This window comes from Thermobacillus composti KWC4 (assembly GCF_000227705.2).
Lineage (GTDB): Bacteria > Bacillota > Bacilli > Paenibacillales > Paenibacillaceae > Thermobacillus > Thermobacillus xylanilyticus.
Window position 1 is genome coordinate 3,066,151 of sequence record NC_019897.1, and the last position, 14,788, is coordinate 3,080,938.

A 14,788-nucleotide genomic window follows, 5' to 3' on the forward strand; every position below is an offset into this window, starting at 1 on the left:
GCATAGCTGGTCAATTGGCGCATTTGGTGCGCCGAAGGGCATCTTCTGAAGCCCTTGAGGGCGGGCATTTTCCCAACTTCTGCACGGTTTCCGGGTATTGTTTGAGGGGTGACTCCGGCGCCTGTTGTTTGCAACGTGTTTGCAGGTTGTCCGCCGCGCATACATGCCGGGTGCGATTTCCGGTTGCAAGGGGCGGATTCGGCATACAGCGGCAGGGCATACACCTTCGCTTTCTCTGCTGCCGGATCGGCGTACGCACTGTGCGCACGGCATGGACAGGACACGGCCCCCGGCGGCGCACCGACAGGCGTTGAGTGGAGGGGACGGCACGGGGCAAGGGAGGCGGCACTGGCATTGCGCGGCCCCAAGGGATTCGGCGTCGGGCCTGCAGGCCGGGCGCAGGCGGTGCGCTGTTGTCCGAAGTTCCATCCCGCCGCGCTTCAGTAAACGTTAGTAACCCGCAAGTAAAAATGCATACAGGCTTCCGATTCGCTGTACACGGAACGCAGTAAACGTAATAAAATGAGTAAACATATAAATATAAACATACATACATACATGCATATGTGCGTGTATTTTTGTAAAGGGATATGTATTTCGGGATTTACTGCGTTTACTACGTCTACTGCGTTTCGCTCCCGCCGAAGCCGAGACCGCCCTGCGGCTTTACTGAGACTTTACTTGGAGTTACTGCGCCTTTTCCGGAAACGCACTGCCGTCCCTGCAGCGCGGTGCTTCAGTCCGCTGCCGCTGTATTGCGGAAACGTCAATTTGGCCAGCAGCCCACCGTCTTCTGCAGCTGCCTGCGTTGCTCCTCTGTATCTGTAATCGCTTTCGGTTCCACACATGCAACCACGGCAGAACACTCCCGAATGTGCACCGTCCTGCAGCTTGACCGTAGTTCTGGCTGTTCCGGTTCGCAGCGGCAAATTTCAGACGGAGTATCCACCCACTCTTGCGGCAGGCTTCCCGGCAAACGGAAAGGCATTTCTCTTGCGCTCCAAATTGCCGGAGAAGATTTCGGTACGTCCCCGGCACCTGAAAGCCAAAGGAAGTCAAAGACAAATGCTTACACCGCATTCGTGGTTTCGGAAGTCGGAATGCCCTGCACGACGTTGAACGGCCCGTCCGCAGCGATCTGTCCGGTAGCGTTCGGATTCATGACCGAACCCGTTTGTCGCGTGCCGCCGCTCAAGGCACTGCAGCATCACGGAGAAACAATGGAGGACCGGAATCTAACCGGTCCTCATCTATTTATTATAATGTTAGGAGGGTGTGCGCATTTGATAGCACCAGCGGTAATGCGCGGTGGTCGTCAACCTGCAGTCTGTAAAGGCTGAATTTCTGCGTTGACAATGCAATAAAAAAACTCGATGTAAAGCTTGGCGTGTAGACTGCTCCATTTATCCCAACGCAATTCACGCCTGCAATTCGAAGCCTGCATTTCTCAAAAACTTCGATGCTAAACATCCTGTGCGATGAGGTCATTTAGACACCCGCTGATTAAATGATAACGAAGCGTGTACAGCAACGTACCTTTATCCCGGTCATATTTGGCGTAAGCAAAAAGTTCGCGTGAAGCCTCATGGAACACTGCAATTTCATACATATCAAAGGATGTGTAGACTTCGACCATGTGCTGTCCTACTTTGGCGACTACCCTATTCTCATAGGCATCATTATGTCCAATCTGCCGTACAAGGGCTTCGAGATATACTTTAATTTGTTGCTCAGGAAGTGAATAGACATTCGGTGTATCCGACATCTCAATAATCCTCCGGAAGTAAAAGAATCGTTTTGGAACGGTCTGCTTCCGTAACAATCCAAAATTTTTTGCCGTTTGAACTTGTGTATACGGATAGAATGCGTTCCCCTGTTCGGAGTGCATTGTCGTTTGCCAGTCGGTCTTCTTCGTCCACTTCCCCCCAATCTCCGCTGGCGTGCCGCCTTAATGCGTCCAAGCGTTCCTCTTCCGTCACGGTGCGTAAAACTCCCGGCGTGGCAAAAATCATTCCCAATTCTAATTTGGCGATACGACCAACTCCCTCACAAAAAATTCCAATAAAAGTAAATCACGCGGATACTTCTTCTATCAAGGAAATGGAAAAGTTGGTTGACGAGGAAATATCGATCGTAGTTTAATGAGAATTGGATTTTCTTTTCGACAAAACTTGCAAGAAAGGAAGTCTACAAAATGTTTAAAAAAACATTCATCATTGCTATAACCTTGCTGTGCGGTGTGCTGTCTGGAGCCCCCCTTCAGCCAGCAGAAGCCGCTGAAGCCTTCCCGGACGTCCCTTCGAATCACTGGGCATACAGCACCATCCAATGGGCTATAGACAATGACGTGGTCAACGGCTATCCGGACGGCACGTTCCGCCCGAGCCAAAACGTTTCCGAAGCCGAATTTCTGGTCATGTTCATTCGGGCGTTCGATGAACTCCCGAAAGTGACCAAAATGACGCACTGGGCAGATCCGGCCTACCTGTATGCGGAGGAAAAGAACTGGCCGACCATGGGGGCGGGCAGCCACGAACTGCGCAGCAAGGCCATTTCCCGCGAACAAGTGGCTGAAATTATCGCAGGAGCAAGCGGTGTAAATTTCCTCGGGACGGATGCCATCCAGTATCTGCTCAATACGGAACTGTCCAAGGGGAAAGTGGACGCCACAATCGATGGCTACAAAGGCGCAGACTTTTTGACGCGGGCGGAAGCCGTGCAGTTCATCAAGAACCTGAAAGACAAGGGTCTGCGTGAACTGCAGAAGCGTCCGGAACTTCCGACGCCGAAGAACCAAATGCCGAAGCCCAAGGACGACGCCAACCTGCCGGCCAAAGTGCGTGAAGTGAAAGCGAAAATGGAAGAGGTCGTTTCGGAGAAATATCCGGGCTTCATCGTTTCGACGGTTGAAGATCGCGTTATCGTTACGAAAGGAACAAAGGGTGCAGACAGATTGTATGCATCCTTTAATATCGCTACCACGAAAGGCGGATTGGACCAAGTAATTGCTTTCAGGGCTACAAAAGACGAATCTATCAAACTTGCCGTCGAAATGCTGAAAGCAGTCGGGGTTCCGGTGAAGGACGATTTCTTCGATACGTTGAAGGAAGCTGCACAAACCGGCAAGGAATCGGAACACAAAGTCGGAAACCGCGAACTCCTTGTGAGTCCGCATCCGACCAACGCCAATCACATCACGATCTATATCGTCAAATGACGGCACCCAAAAGGAAGGGATGTCCAAGAGGGCATCCTTTCCGCATGTACATAGCCAAATGATTAACAGAGGACGACCGCTTATGTTTTAATAAAAATTGCCAATCTCAAAAAACAAAGGAGGGACGAAAAACGGTGAGGAAGGCAAAAAAGTGGATGACACTGTTCCTTGCGCTTCTCCTTCTCATGCAGCCTGCAGCCGTGCAAGCTGAAGATGAATCTATCAAAAATGTTCTGAACAAACCGTCGGAGTACACCTACGTAGACCTTGTATTGCAGACGTGGAAGAAAGGCGACTTTCCGCTTGCGTTCAATACGGCCAAGGAAGCGCTGTCAAGTCCCTCCAAAACTCGCTTCATGTTTACATAAACTTATCCGATGATCATTTTGACAAGGATGTGTAAGGAGGCAAGTTGCATGATGAAGAAAGTAATTTCACTGATCCTTATAGCGGCGATGGCATTTACGATTGTACCTGCCGTTACAGCCCAATCCCAGACGACGTTCACGGATGTCCCTTCCACCCATTGGGCGGCTTCTGCCATCGCCGAAGCGGTACAGGCGGGCTACGTGTCCGGATATCCCGACGGCACGTTCAAGCCGGACCAGGTGGTGACGCGGGAAGAATTCATCAAAATGGCCGTCGAAGCCTTCGGACTCGATACTTCGAGATACACGGCACCAGACATGTGGTCTCTCCCGTATCTTGCGGCTGCTGTCGAAAACGGTTGGATTGCACCGGACGAATACGATAAGCGGAAGGACAAGCTTATTCCGCCGGAAGGATACAAAGACAGGGGGGCTTGGATGGCTTCGTTTCAGAAGAAAGACGGCAATCTTTTGGGCATATATGCAGATACGGCACACTACCCCATGCCGCGCCACGAAATGGCGAAGGTCGCCATCAACGCTCTCGGCAAGTCCGTGGAGAATACAGGCAAGGATTGGGAATACAAGAACGCCGTCATGCGTCAGGCTGTAAACTTGGGACTCATTCACGGCATGGGCAACGGCAACCTCGCGCCGGACGGCACGACCACCCGCGCCCAGGCTGTAGTCGTGATTCAGCGGATGCTGACGCTCAAAAACGGCGGTACGCTCCCTGTAAGCGATGATGCGAAGGATTCGGCATCCAAAGAACGCGATCCGTGGGGCCGCGTGATTCGTACGACGAATCTGCCGAAGAATGCATCGGACTTCCCATACATCCTGGAAGGCATTCCGAACGAAATGTACGAAATGCCGTTCATTTGGACGCATAGCAAGAGCTTCCAAACACCGAAACAGTTCGCAGAAACAGGGGAATTTACCAAAGAAGACTTGGATCAGGTTTTGGAACGCATCGAGAAAGCTTACCACATGATTCTGAACGTAGACTACAGAACCATTGATCCTGAAACTTGGGGCAAAGAACTGAGGAAGCTTCAAGCCGACGGTTCTCCTGGTTTAGAACAGAAAAATATCGAATATGCTAAATGGGTCGTGGAAAACAAGATATCCATCGAAGGGTACATTGATGCAGAACCTTCCATGGCATATGTTGCAGATAGTTCAGGTTGGTTTGTACGTGCAAAGTTCAAATTCAAGATCAACAGCTACGAAAAGAAATCGAACAAGCTCCTTTACGATTACCTGTTCGAAGAATTTTACCGTGAAGGAGGATTTTTCGATTTCGAAAAAGGAGTTTGGTATGAAGGATACACGGATATCCGGTTTGCTACCAACCATTACGGTGGCAATCCGGCAGATTCGGCATCTGTAAATTCAATCACCAGCTTGTTCATGAATTACATGATCAATGGTAGGTACGTCGGTCCGAGTAGCAACTGAATAACATTCTATCCCTGTAAAGGGGGTGATTCACTATTTCTACAAGCAAGAAATATGGGACAGAGAGCGAGGTGATTCCTATACGCAAAGCACGCAAAGTCATAATTTGCGCAATGGCCTTTTTCATTGCAGTTTCCAGCCTATACATTATCCCGCCTGATGTTGCAGAAGCCGCAACCATTGAAATGAAAAATGGCGAATTCTTCTACGCTACCACAGTCAAAAAGGCGACGAGCAGCGTACGCTATCGCACCATAGGATGGCAACTGCATTCGAAACCCGGATGTCCGCGACAGCCTCCTTCGGTCAATGATGAGTGTGATCCCCGTGCCACAAACAACGGTCCGAACGACATATACATCGTTCTTATGGGCGGAAACATAGACGAAGAATATGAAGTACCGAATCCATCAAATCCCAATGAACCACAGATATATACCAAGTTCAAATGGACCCAACAAGAAATTGAAGATGCTGTACGGGCTGCAGGGGCGGAATGGCTCATTCAAGAAGGCGGTACTTTGTATGCCAGTGCCGTCATGGAATCCGTGGAAGGTCAAGTGCGACGCAAAGGTCCATTCTACACGCTTCAAGGCATCGTCAGAGCAGAAGGATGGGCTAGACCCAGCGACCTTACACAGTATTTTGACGTTGCCTTCACATTCGAAGGTAAAAGCGAAGGCTATCCGCTCACGGTGAAGTATTGGACTTACGACGGTACGCCGATGCGACCCGATGAAGATAAGGGTAAACACCCTGCCGGCGCCACCCTGCGAGTGCGGTTCCCTGAAACGATGGAATACAATGGTCAGACGTGGGAAATTTACTATTCTGTCTTCAGGTCCAAGCTGTCAGGAAAGGATTCGTTTCCACAAGACCTTAGCGACGACAATCCAAACAACGACAAGGTAGCGGTACGGGACATTATCATGGCATTCGGCGGCATGGATGCCATAGGCAAGTACAGACCCAAGAAGGATGACGACTGTACGACAAATCCGAACCTTCCCGGATGCGGTGGTGGTGAGGATCCTGGCAATCCGGGTGGCAGCGGGTCGTGTACATGGGTTATCGGTACACCGAGCGGCGGCACGCGACAAACGGGTTCGGTCATGAATCCGAACGCCACCGGACAGATCGCTGCGGACGGGCCGTTCAACGTCGTGCAGGGCATTCCGACTTCCGAAACCACGAATGCGGTGTAAGCATTTGTCTTTGACTTCCTTTGGCTTTCAGGTGCCGGGGACGTACCGAAATCTTCTCCGGCAATTTGGAGCGCAAGAGAAATGCCTTTCCGTTTGCCGGGAAGCCTGCCGCAAGAGTGGGTGGATACTCCGTCTGAAATTTGCCGCTGCGAACCGGAACAGCCAGAACTACGGTCAAGCTGCAGGACGGTGCACATTCGGGAGTGTTCTGCCGTGGTTGCATGTGTGGAACCGAAAGCGATTACAGATACAGAGGAGCAACGCAGGCAGCTGCAGAAGACGGTGGGCTGCTGGCCAAATTGACGTTTCCGCAATACAGCGGCAGCGGACTGAAGCACCGCGCTGCAGGGACGGCAGTGCGTTTCCGGAAAAGGCGCAGTAACTCCAAGTAAAGTCTCAGTAAAGCCGCAGGGCGGTCTCGGCTTCGGCGGGAGCGAAACGCAGTAGACGTAGTAAACGCAGTAAATCCCGAAATACATATCCCTTTACAAAAATACACGCACATATGCATGTATGTATGTATGTTTATATTTATATGTTTACTCATTTTATTACGTTTACTGCGTTCCGTGTACAGCGAATCGGAAGCCTGTATGCATTTTTACTTGCGGGTTACTAACGTTTACTGAAGCGCGGCGGGATGGAACTTCGGACAACAGCGCACCGCCTGCGCCCGGCCTGCAGGCCCGACGCCGAATCCCTTGGGGCCGCGCAATGCCAGTGCCGCCTCCCTTGCCCCGTGCCGTCCCCTCCACTCAACGCCTGTCGGTGCGCCGCCGGGGGCCGTGTCCTGTCCATGCCGTGCGCACAGTGCGTACGCCGATCCGGCAGCAGAGAAAGCGAAGGTGTATGCCCTGCCGCTGTATGCCGAATCCGCCCCTTGCAACCGGAAATCGCACCCGGCATGTATGCGCGGCGGACAACCTGCAAACACGTTGCAAACAACAGGCGCCGGAGTCACCCCTCAAACAATACCCGGAAACCGTGCAGAAGTTGGGAAAATGCCCGCCCTCAAGGGCTTCAGAAGATGCCCTTCGGCGCACCAAATGCGCCAATTGACCAGCTATGCGGACTAGATTGACGAGCTTGGAGCAGCGCTAAAGGTAAGCGTCAAACCTTCCCCACCTTCAACGCCCCGCAACATCCATGCGAAAATGGAGGCAATCCACTCAAACAGGAGGTTGCCTCATGACTCCCCGAGAACAACGCCGTCAATTCTGGGCCGCGCGCATTGCCGACTATCGCGCCAGCGGCATGACCATGTCCGCCTGGTGCGCCGCCAATCATTGCACCATCGATCAACTGAAGTACTGGCTCTACAAGGCGAAAAAGTTGCCGCCCTCTCCTTCTTCGCCATCCCCCACCCGCTGGGTGCCGCTTACAGTTGCCGACGGCCATCCGAAATCTGACGTCTCGTCCTCTCTGGTCATTTACATTGGCAAAGCCCGGATCGAACTTCAGGCCGGCTTCGACCCCGGGCTGCTCCGCGAAGTCGTTCGTGCGTTGGGTGAAGCATCATGCTGACGCTAGCCGGAGTCCAGCGCGTTTATCTGGCCTCTGGGCCGACCGATCTGCGCAAGTCCATCGACTCTCTGGCCGCGCTCGTTCAGGAAAGCTTCGGCCTGGATCCGTTCTCGCCGTGCCTGTTCGTGTTTTGCAACCGCGAGCGCAACAAGCTCAAGATCTTGTATTGGGAACTCAACTTTCGCAGCATGAAATAGGCAGATAAGCCTTGATGTAATTGGGCAGAGCAGCAATCCACTCCTTGAGTTGACGCTGAATAAATACCGAAAGCTTTTTGCCTGCTTTTGCAGCGACTTCACGGATCAAATCGACCAATTGCTGTAACGCTGCGACCCAGTCCACCGCACCGACTTCGTCACAAAGCAAATAAAACAGGCCGCCGAGCGAACGCGCGTCTGTGCTTTGCCGATGCTGCCAGGCCAACAGGATATAGCGCGAAAACACAATGGTCGTGTGGCTTACGAGCATATCATACGACCGGCCCTGGAACTCGTTTTGCAGACGCAGCAGCGACTTGGCGCACTTGAAGAAAACCTCGATGTCCCATCGCATCCGATAGATCCGGATGATGTCCTGGGCCGTCAGACCAAGGTCAGTCGAAAGCAGGGCAAGCCATTCGTTTTTCCTGGAACGATGGCGGACAAACACGACCACCACCGGGATTCCCGGGGCGAGCGAGGTTCGGATGAGACGAAGGATGTTGCGGTTCTTCCCTTCGACACGCGGGGAAGCGGCATACAGTTCCTTCAGGCTGAGCCGCTTCCCGTTCACGAGATAGCGCTTGTTATCGTTCTTGACCATGCCGATCACGTGCAGTCCGCGACGGATGATTGCCTGAATGAGCGGCGCATGTGTAAACCAACTGTCCATCAGGGCGTACGATGCCGAAACGCCGGCCTCAAGCGCACGATCCAGCATGGCCGCGATGACCTGCGGAGCCGTACAAAACGCTTCTTGCCGCCGCTTGTAGCCATGGCTCCGCTTGTCGATCCCGTCCGCCATGCCGTTGATGCCGGACTTCGCCGAACTCAGCAGCGCAAAGTCCATCGGGACAAACGAATGGCCGTCCGACCAGCCCATGGTCAGCATGCGGAAGCCTCTGTAGAAAGCGCCGGTCGCATGATCTTTGAAGCGCGCCAGCATCTCGACGGCTTTGCTCCGGTTGCGCGCGTACATGGAATCGTCGAAGATCAAGGCGGTCTCCCGGTTTGACGAGGTCAGCGGTTCGATTCTTGCGATCGTTTCGCTGCTGAGCGACAGCAAAAACCGCCGCCATGCGTAGCCGCCGTGATTCAAGAAACGATACACCGCATCTTTGCCGGGGAACGTCTCGCCTTTGTTGCTTTCCAGCAGACGAAACCAGTTCTTCTGATGGAACATCAGGACAAAGACAAGGCGAAACAACCAGGCGCAGGTAAATCCGAATTTCTTCCTGAACCCCGCAGCATTCAAGTGTTTGAGAACTTTCAGTTCCTGAAAAGCAGGTTTGATCTCTTGAGGGAGTTGATCGAATGGCGTCGTTTGATTTATCATGTAGGAAACACCTTTTCTGTTCGGTTTTGGGATCTTGGCAATTCCAATTATACCAAACAGAGAGGTGTTTTTCATTTCGTCAAGCCTGGAACCAAACGAGCTAAAACCCCATCATCCCAAGGAATTAGCGCCATTTTCTCTCTGCGAAAGTTGAGTTGGGAACACAACGGGTTCTGGCTGTTCTACCGCCGTCTCGAACGCGGGACGTTCAAGTGGCCAAACGGCCATGAAGGAACGCTCACCGTCACCAGCCGCCAGCTTCGCTGGCTGCTCGACGGACTTGAACTGAGCCAGCGGCAGGCGCATCCCAAAGTCACGGCTCAAGCGGTCATTTAGCGCAAAAACGTTCACCGTTTCGCCACATCTTGCGGCAGGCATGGAGGGCCGGCTTGTCGAAAGGCTAACACATGGAAACTCGAGCGGCGATCCAACCCACCATGGAAGAATTGATTCGGCAAAATGCCGAACTGGCCCAGCAAGTGGCCGAACTTTCGGCCAAACTCAAATGGTGCGAAGAGCAGTTCCGGCTGGCGCAGAAGAAGCGCTTCGGCGCCTCAAGCGAAAAGACGCATCCGGATCAGTTGGCATTCGATCTGTTCAACGAAGCGGAAGTGCTTGCCACGCCCGAAGGCGAGGAGCCGCCGACGGAGAAGATCACGTACGAGCGCCGCAAGCCAACCGGCAAGTGCGAAGCCAGGCTGGACCATCTGCCGATCGAGACGGTGACGTACGAGCTTGGCGAGGACGAGCGGGTCTGCTCGTGCTGCGGCGGTACGCTTCATGAGATGAGCACCGAAACACGCAATGAAATTGAGATCATCCCGGCACAGGCGAAAGTGGTGCGGCATGTGCGCAAGGTATATGCCTGCCGTCGCTGCGAGCGCGAGGAGATCCGCACGCCGATCGTGACCGCTCCGATGCCGAAACCCGTCTATCCGGGCAGCCTCGCTTCTCCTTCGAGTATGGCATATGTCATGACGCAGAAGTACGCGGACAGCCAGCCGCTGTACCGGCAGGAGCAGCAGTTTGCCCGTCTGGGGCTTTCGATCTCGCGGCAGACGCTGGCGAACTGGATGATGTACGGCGCAACGTGGCTGTCGCCGCTTGTGGACCGCATGCGCGAGCATTTGCTGAAGCAGGACATTCTGCATGCGGACGAGACGACGCTTAAGGTGCTGCGCGAGCCGGGCAAATCGGCCGAGACGCAGTCGTATCTGTGGCTGTATCGGACCGGGCGAACGGGCCCGCCGATCGTCCTGTACGACTACAAGCCGACGCGAAACGGGGCGCATCCGCGAGAGTTTCTTTCGGGATTCAAGGGCTACCTGCACGTCGACGGGTATTCCGGCTACCACAAGGTGCAAGGCGTCACGCTCGTCGGATGCTGGGCCCATGCGCGCCGCAAGTTCGACGAGGCGCTGAAGGCATTGCCCGCCGGACAATCGAAAACCGAAACGGCCGCCCATCAGGGACTTGCGTTCTGCAATGAGCTCTTTGCAATTGAGCGGGAGCTTAAGGACGCGTCGCCGGAAGAACGCCATGCCGTCCGAATGGAGCGAAGCAAGCCCATTCTGGAGGCTTATTTGGCATGGCTTCAAAAGCAGCGGTCCCGTACGCTGCCGAAAAGTCTGCTGGGACAGGCGATCGCGTACAGCCTGAACCAGTGGGACAAGCTGACGGCCTTCCTGAAAGACGGACGTCTGGAGCTTGACAACAACCGCAGCGAGCGGTCGATCAAGCCGTTCGTGATTGGACGCAAGAACTGGCTGTTCGCCAATACGCCTCGTGGCGCAAAGGCCAGCGCGACGATCTACAGCGTGATTGAAACGGCGAAAGAGAACGGGCTGAACCCGTTCCAATACTTGAAGTATCTGTTTGAGCAGCTTCCACAGCTTCCGGATCCGAAAGATCCGGAGGCACTGGACCGGCTTTTGCCCTGGTCGTCATCGTTGCCGCTGACTTGCCGAGCGCCTCAATCATAAACCATTGTATCATAGCCCTCATCTGATTGACAGGTGGGGGCTATTTGACGCTTACCCTAAAACCGGGAAACCTGCCGATCGTGCGCGGTATCTTGTCCCCGTTGACTGATCCTGCTTCTGTATTCCGACGGCTTGACTCCTGTGTATTTTTTAAATATTTTGGCAAAATGCGAGAAGTTTGTATAACCGACGGAAGACGCAATTGCGCTGATCGGAATGTTGGTCCGGTCCAGCAGCTGCTTCGCCAAGTTGATTCGCTCCAGGAGGATATAATCCGAAATCGAGAACCCGGTTTCCTTTTTGAACATTCGGGACAAATGATCGGGATTCAGAAACACGACCCGGGCGACCGCCTCTCTCGTCAGCCCTTCGTCATCGATGTGATTGGCGATGTATTGTTTGACCGTCTGGACAACGGCGCTGGATTCCCTGACCGCTTCCGCTTGGTCCACGGCCTTGTTGACGGCATGATGGACCCAAGCCAGCAAATCCCTGACCGATCGCCCGGCCTGCGCCGAAATGCGGATGGATTCCTGGTCGCCGAACAGCTGGTGAGCTTGAATGCCTTTGATGTTCAAATAGGTATAAATGGCCTGCATCACATCTTGGTGAATCTGGTGCAGCGCCTTCGAATCGATTTTCTGCTGCCGAACCAAACCCTCCAGAAATTCTTCAATTTCACCGATGACATGTTCCCGGGTGCCGTTTTTCAGCAGAGAAAGCCACACGTTCAAATCCGGCAGCCGGATCGTCCGCTCATGGCTTCCCGTTTCATTCAAGACAAACACCCGGTTCACGAAGGCCACGTTGTTTTGGTCCTGAGCCCTGAGCTTCGCCGCCATGTCCGCCACCTGGTGGATGGCCGCCGGAAGACCCAGGTAGCAGGACAGATCGCAATAAAAATACCGGTTACACGATTCGATGTACTGATTGCAAATCTCGTTCAGCCGTTCGTAATCCCAGACGAAATTCCTGCCGGCTACCAAGATCCCCAAAAGCAGACCTTTGTCTAGAGACAAAAACATGCCGTTGTACCGGTCGCCCAAAATCATCTCTTCGGCGGTTTTTTTCAAGGCATATTCCAGCACCCTTTCATCCCGCCGGGTCAGTTCCTTGTGCCACCGCTGAACTGAAATCAATATGGGCAGGACAATCATGTCCTCGGCAAACGGCAACTGGAGCTGTTCGATGTGCTCCCGGATCGCCATCGGGTTGGCCGGAATTACATGGTTGACCAGGTCGAGCCAGAAGCGTTCAATGATCAGGGCATGATGTTTCATCCACAATTGATGGACTTGGCTGAATTTGTTCATTTCGTTGTTGCGGTCAATCACAGCTTGCGCCTGACGGATCGCTTGTTCCAAATCAGCCTTCAGCACAGGTTTCAGCAAATAATCCAGGCTCCCCAGCCGGATCGCTTCCTTGGCGTAATGGAAATCCGAATGGCACGTGAGGAAAATGGATACGGTGTCGAACCGCTGTTCCCGCACCCATCTCAAAAGCTCTAGGCCGCTGCCTTGGGGCATTTCAATGTCGCAAAGGAGAATGTCGACCCGTTCCCTGGCAAAGATGTCTTTTGCTTGGTTGGCATTGAAAGCCGTAAACAATTTCCCGATATCCAACTTGTCCGGCTCCAGATCCGCTTTGACCCCTTCGACGGCCAGCGCCTCGTCATCGACGATCAGCAGGTTATAGGGCATCTCGATTCCTCCTTGCGGGTTCGGCAGGAAGCGTAATTTCCACCACAGCGCCGCCCGATGCCGGTTCATTGCAGAAACGGAGGGACGCCGCATTCTGATACAGCAGCTTCAATCTCCGCTGCACGTTGTGGATGCCGACGTGTTCGCCGCGGTCGTTCATCACGCTCAGGCCAGCCTGCAATTGTCGAAGCACGTTTTCCGGGAATCCTTGCCCAGTATCTTGTATGCGAATCAAAATCTTGGAGCCGTCTTCATCCAGGTAGTCAATCCGCACGGAAATGTGAATCGGTTCCATAGCGACGGCATGTTTGATCACGTTTTCAGCGAACGTCTGGATGAGCAGGGGAGGAACAGGAACATCCGCCAAGTAAGCCGGCGCGTCGATGTTCCAGGTCAGCTTTTCCGGAAATCGGAGCGACTGAATGTTGAGGTAGTTTCTCGTGTGCTCCAGCTCTTCCCCGAGTTTCACAAAGGACGTGTTGCTGCGGAACAGGTACCGGAAATAGTGGATCAGGGCCATCGTCATTTCCATGATCAGGTCGAAATTTTTGACCTTGGCCAAGTTATACACAATGTTCAGTGCATTCAGGAAAAAATGGGGATTAAGCTGCAATTGCAGCCGCTGCAATTCTTCCCGCTGCTTGTTGAGCTGTTCTTCATACACGTTGATGCGCAGCCGCTGGATTTCATCCATCATGGCGTTGAACGAACTGCCCAGCAATCTGAACTCGCTAGATTCGTTCTGCAGATCGACGCGGGCGCTCCAGTCCCCCCCGCGGACTTTCTTCATGGCAAACAGCAGCCGGCCCAGAGGAACCAGAAACACCCGCCTCATCATATAAAATCCGATCGGAATGAACGTCACAACCGCAATCGTGATCAACCAGACAAGCCGTTGCAGGTAAGGAAGATTGTCCAGAATGGCGTGGTCCGGAATCAGGGCGAACAAATGGAAGTTGGCGCGTTGTGACGAAGCGCCGACGACCAGATGTTTCGTTTCCGAACCGGACAGGTAATAGTCTCCGGCATCCGGACGAAGTTCGATGTCAAACTCATGCACGAGAGAGAAGTTGGTCAACGGTTCCCCTTGATCGCTGGCGAACACGATGAAGCCCTCCTCGCCGAGCTTCAGGGAGCCCAGCAGCATCCGCAACTGATCGATGTTGACCAGGGCAGCCAGATAGGCATCACCGGACTGGACGATGTTTATCAGATAATGCTGGCTGCCGATTTGCGCAAGCTGCCATCTTTTCGCCCGGAGTCCTTGCCGAATTGGTCCTTCGTGAAAAAAGTCCGCTACGTGTTCCCTCACGTTTTCCAGCTCTTCGTGGGACAATGCACCGTCACTGACATCCATGTAATCATGCCTGGGCTTGACGTAGACGGCAAACAAACTCAGCGTGCGGAACAGGGTCATGTCATCGACCAGCTTGTTGTACAGATAAACCTTCGCCATGTAATAATCGTCGTCTTTTTCCGCCATGCTGAGCGACAGCAAATCGGTGCTCATGCCCGAAACGGTGTTGATGTAGGAATCGATGTTGTTCAAATCCGCATCAATCTGGCTGACGGCGTGCGCCAGGGTATTGCCGTAGGACTCCGCCACCTGGCCGCGAACGACCTGGATCGCATAGAAATTGTTGTACAGCAGCATGCCGACCAGCGGCAACGTCATCGTCAAAATGCTCAGTGTCAATTTGAATCTCAGCGAATCCCCGGATCGTTTCCAGACGCTCGTTTTCATTTCATTGAAGTCTCCCCGCCACGCGAGCTTGTAACCCCATCATACCACCGAACC

At 53.4% G+C, this 14,788-nt stretch carries 13 protein-coding genes; 8 read left to right on the forward strand and 5 right to left on the reverse strand.

Annotated features, from left to right (window positions below):
- Nucleotides 1-1,462 precede the first annotated feature (1,462 nt).
- Complete coding sequence (locus THECO_RS14265; RefSeq protein ID WP_015255744.1) at nucleotides 1,463-1,765, reverse strand: hypothetical protein; 303 nt, start codon at nucleotides 1,763-1,765, stop codon at nucleotides 1,463-1,465.
- A 1-nt stretch (nucleotide 1,766) separates the two neighbouring features.
- Nucleotides 1,767-1,979 carry a hypothetical protein gene (locus tag THECO_RS21215; protein WP_232427690.1) on the reverse strand — a complete coding sequence of 71 codons (213 nt, stop codon included), beginning with the start codon at nucleotides 1,977-1,979 and terminating at the stop codon, nucleotides 1,767-1,769.
- 215 nt (nucleotides 1,980-2,194) lie between these two features.
- Between THECO_RS21215 and THECO_RS20625 the strand changes: the two genes are divergently transcribed.
- The 6 genes from THECO_RS20625 (at nucleotide 2,195) to tnpB (THECO_RS14300) (ending at nucleotide 7,972) form a co-directional block, all read left to right on the forward strand.
- Complete coding sequence (locus tag THECO_RS20625) at nucleotides 2,195-3,217, forward strand: S-layer homology domain-containing protein (RefSeq protein ID WP_015255745.1); 1,023 nt, start codon at nucleotides 2,195-2,197, stop codon at nucleotides 3,215-3,217.
- A 134-nt stretch (nucleotides 3,218-3,351) separates the two neighbouring features.
- Nucleotides 3,352-3,585, forward strand: a complete 234-nt coding sequence (locus THECO_RS14275) for a hypothetical protein (protein ID WP_015255746.1) — start codon at nucleotides 3,352-3,354, stop codon at nucleotides 3,583-3,585.
- Between the two features lie 48 nt (nucleotides 3,586-3,633).
- A complete protein-coding gene (locus THECO_RS20630; RefSeq protein WP_015255747.1) occupies nucleotides 3,634-5,046 on the forward strand; it encodes an S-layer homology domain-containing protein in 1,413 nt (470 codons plus the stop codon).
- Between the two features lie 71 nt (nucleotides 5,047-5,117).
- On the forward strand, nucleotides 5,118-6,251 hold the full coding sequence (locus THECO_RS14290) for a hypothetical protein (protein ID WP_015255748.1): 1,134 nt from the start codon (nucleotides 5,118-5,120) through the stop codon (nucleotides 6,249-6,251).
- 1,188 nt (nucleotides 6,252-7,439) lie between these two features.
- Complete coding sequence (gene tnpA, locus THECO_RS14295; protein ID WP_015255749.1) at nucleotides 7,440-7,775, forward strand: IS66 family insertion sequence element accessory protein TnpA; 336 nt, start codon at nucleotides 7,440-7,442, stop codon at nucleotides 7,773-7,775.
- Nucleotides 7,769-7,972, forward strand: coding sequence for an IS66 family insertion sequence element accessory protein TnpB (gene tnpB / locus THECO_RS14300; protein WP_015255750.1), 204 nt, complete (start codon nucleotides 7,769-7,771; stop codon nucleotides 7,970-7,972). The genes tnpA and tnpB (THECO_RS14300) overlap by 7 nt, the downstream gene beginning before the upstream one ends.
- On the opposite strand, the gene THECO_RS14305 is transcribed toward tnpB (THECO_RS14300), so the two are convergent.
- Nucleotides 7,950-9,308 (reverse strand): IS4 family transposase, encoded by a 1,359-nt coding sequence (locus THECO_RS14305; RefSeq protein WP_015253657.1) that lies wholly within the window; start codon nucleotides 9,306-9,308, stop codon nucleotides 7,950-7,952. The two genes, tnpB (THECO_RS14300) and THECO_RS14305, sit on opposite strands and share 23 nt — an antisense overlap.
- Here THECO_RS14305 and tnpB (THECO_RS21220) point away from each other — a divergent pair.
- Together tnpB (THECO_RS21220) and tnpC are read left to right on the forward strand one after the other, a co-directional pair.
- Nucleotides 9,270-9,644 (forward strand): IS66 family insertion sequence element accessory protein TnpB, encoded by a 375-nt coding sequence (tnpB, locus tag THECO_RS21220; protein WP_083883274.1) that lies wholly within the window; start codon nucleotides 9,270-9,272, stop codon nucleotides 9,642-9,644. The genes THECO_RS14305 and tnpB (THECO_RS21220) overlap by 39 nt on opposite strands.
- Nucleotides 9,645-9,745: 101 nt before the next feature.
- Nucleotides 9,746-11,290, forward strand: coding sequence for an IS66 family transposase (gene tnpC / locus THECO_RS14315; RefSeq protein ID WP_232427691.1), 1,545 nt, complete (start codon nucleotides 9,746-9,748; stop codon nucleotides 11,288-11,290).
- 56 nt (nucleotides 11,291-11,346) lie between these two features.
- On the opposite strand, the gene THECO_RS14320 is transcribed toward tnpC, so the two are convergent.
- The gene (locus THECO_RS14320; protein ID WP_198285739.1) at nucleotides 11,347-13,059 is read right to left on the reverse strand and encodes a helix-turn-helix domain-containing protein; all 1,713 of its coding nucleotides are present in this window, start codon (nucleotides 13,057-13,059) and stop codon (nucleotides 11,347-11,349) included.
- Entirely contained in the window at nucleotides 12,980-14,734 is a 1,755-nt protein-coding gene (locus tag THECO_RS14325) for a sensor histidine kinase (protein ID WP_015255753.1), read from the reverse strand. The genes THECO_RS14320 and THECO_RS14325 overlap by 80 nt, the downstream gene beginning before the upstream one ends.
- Nucleotides 14,735-14,788: the final 54 nt, after the last annotated feature.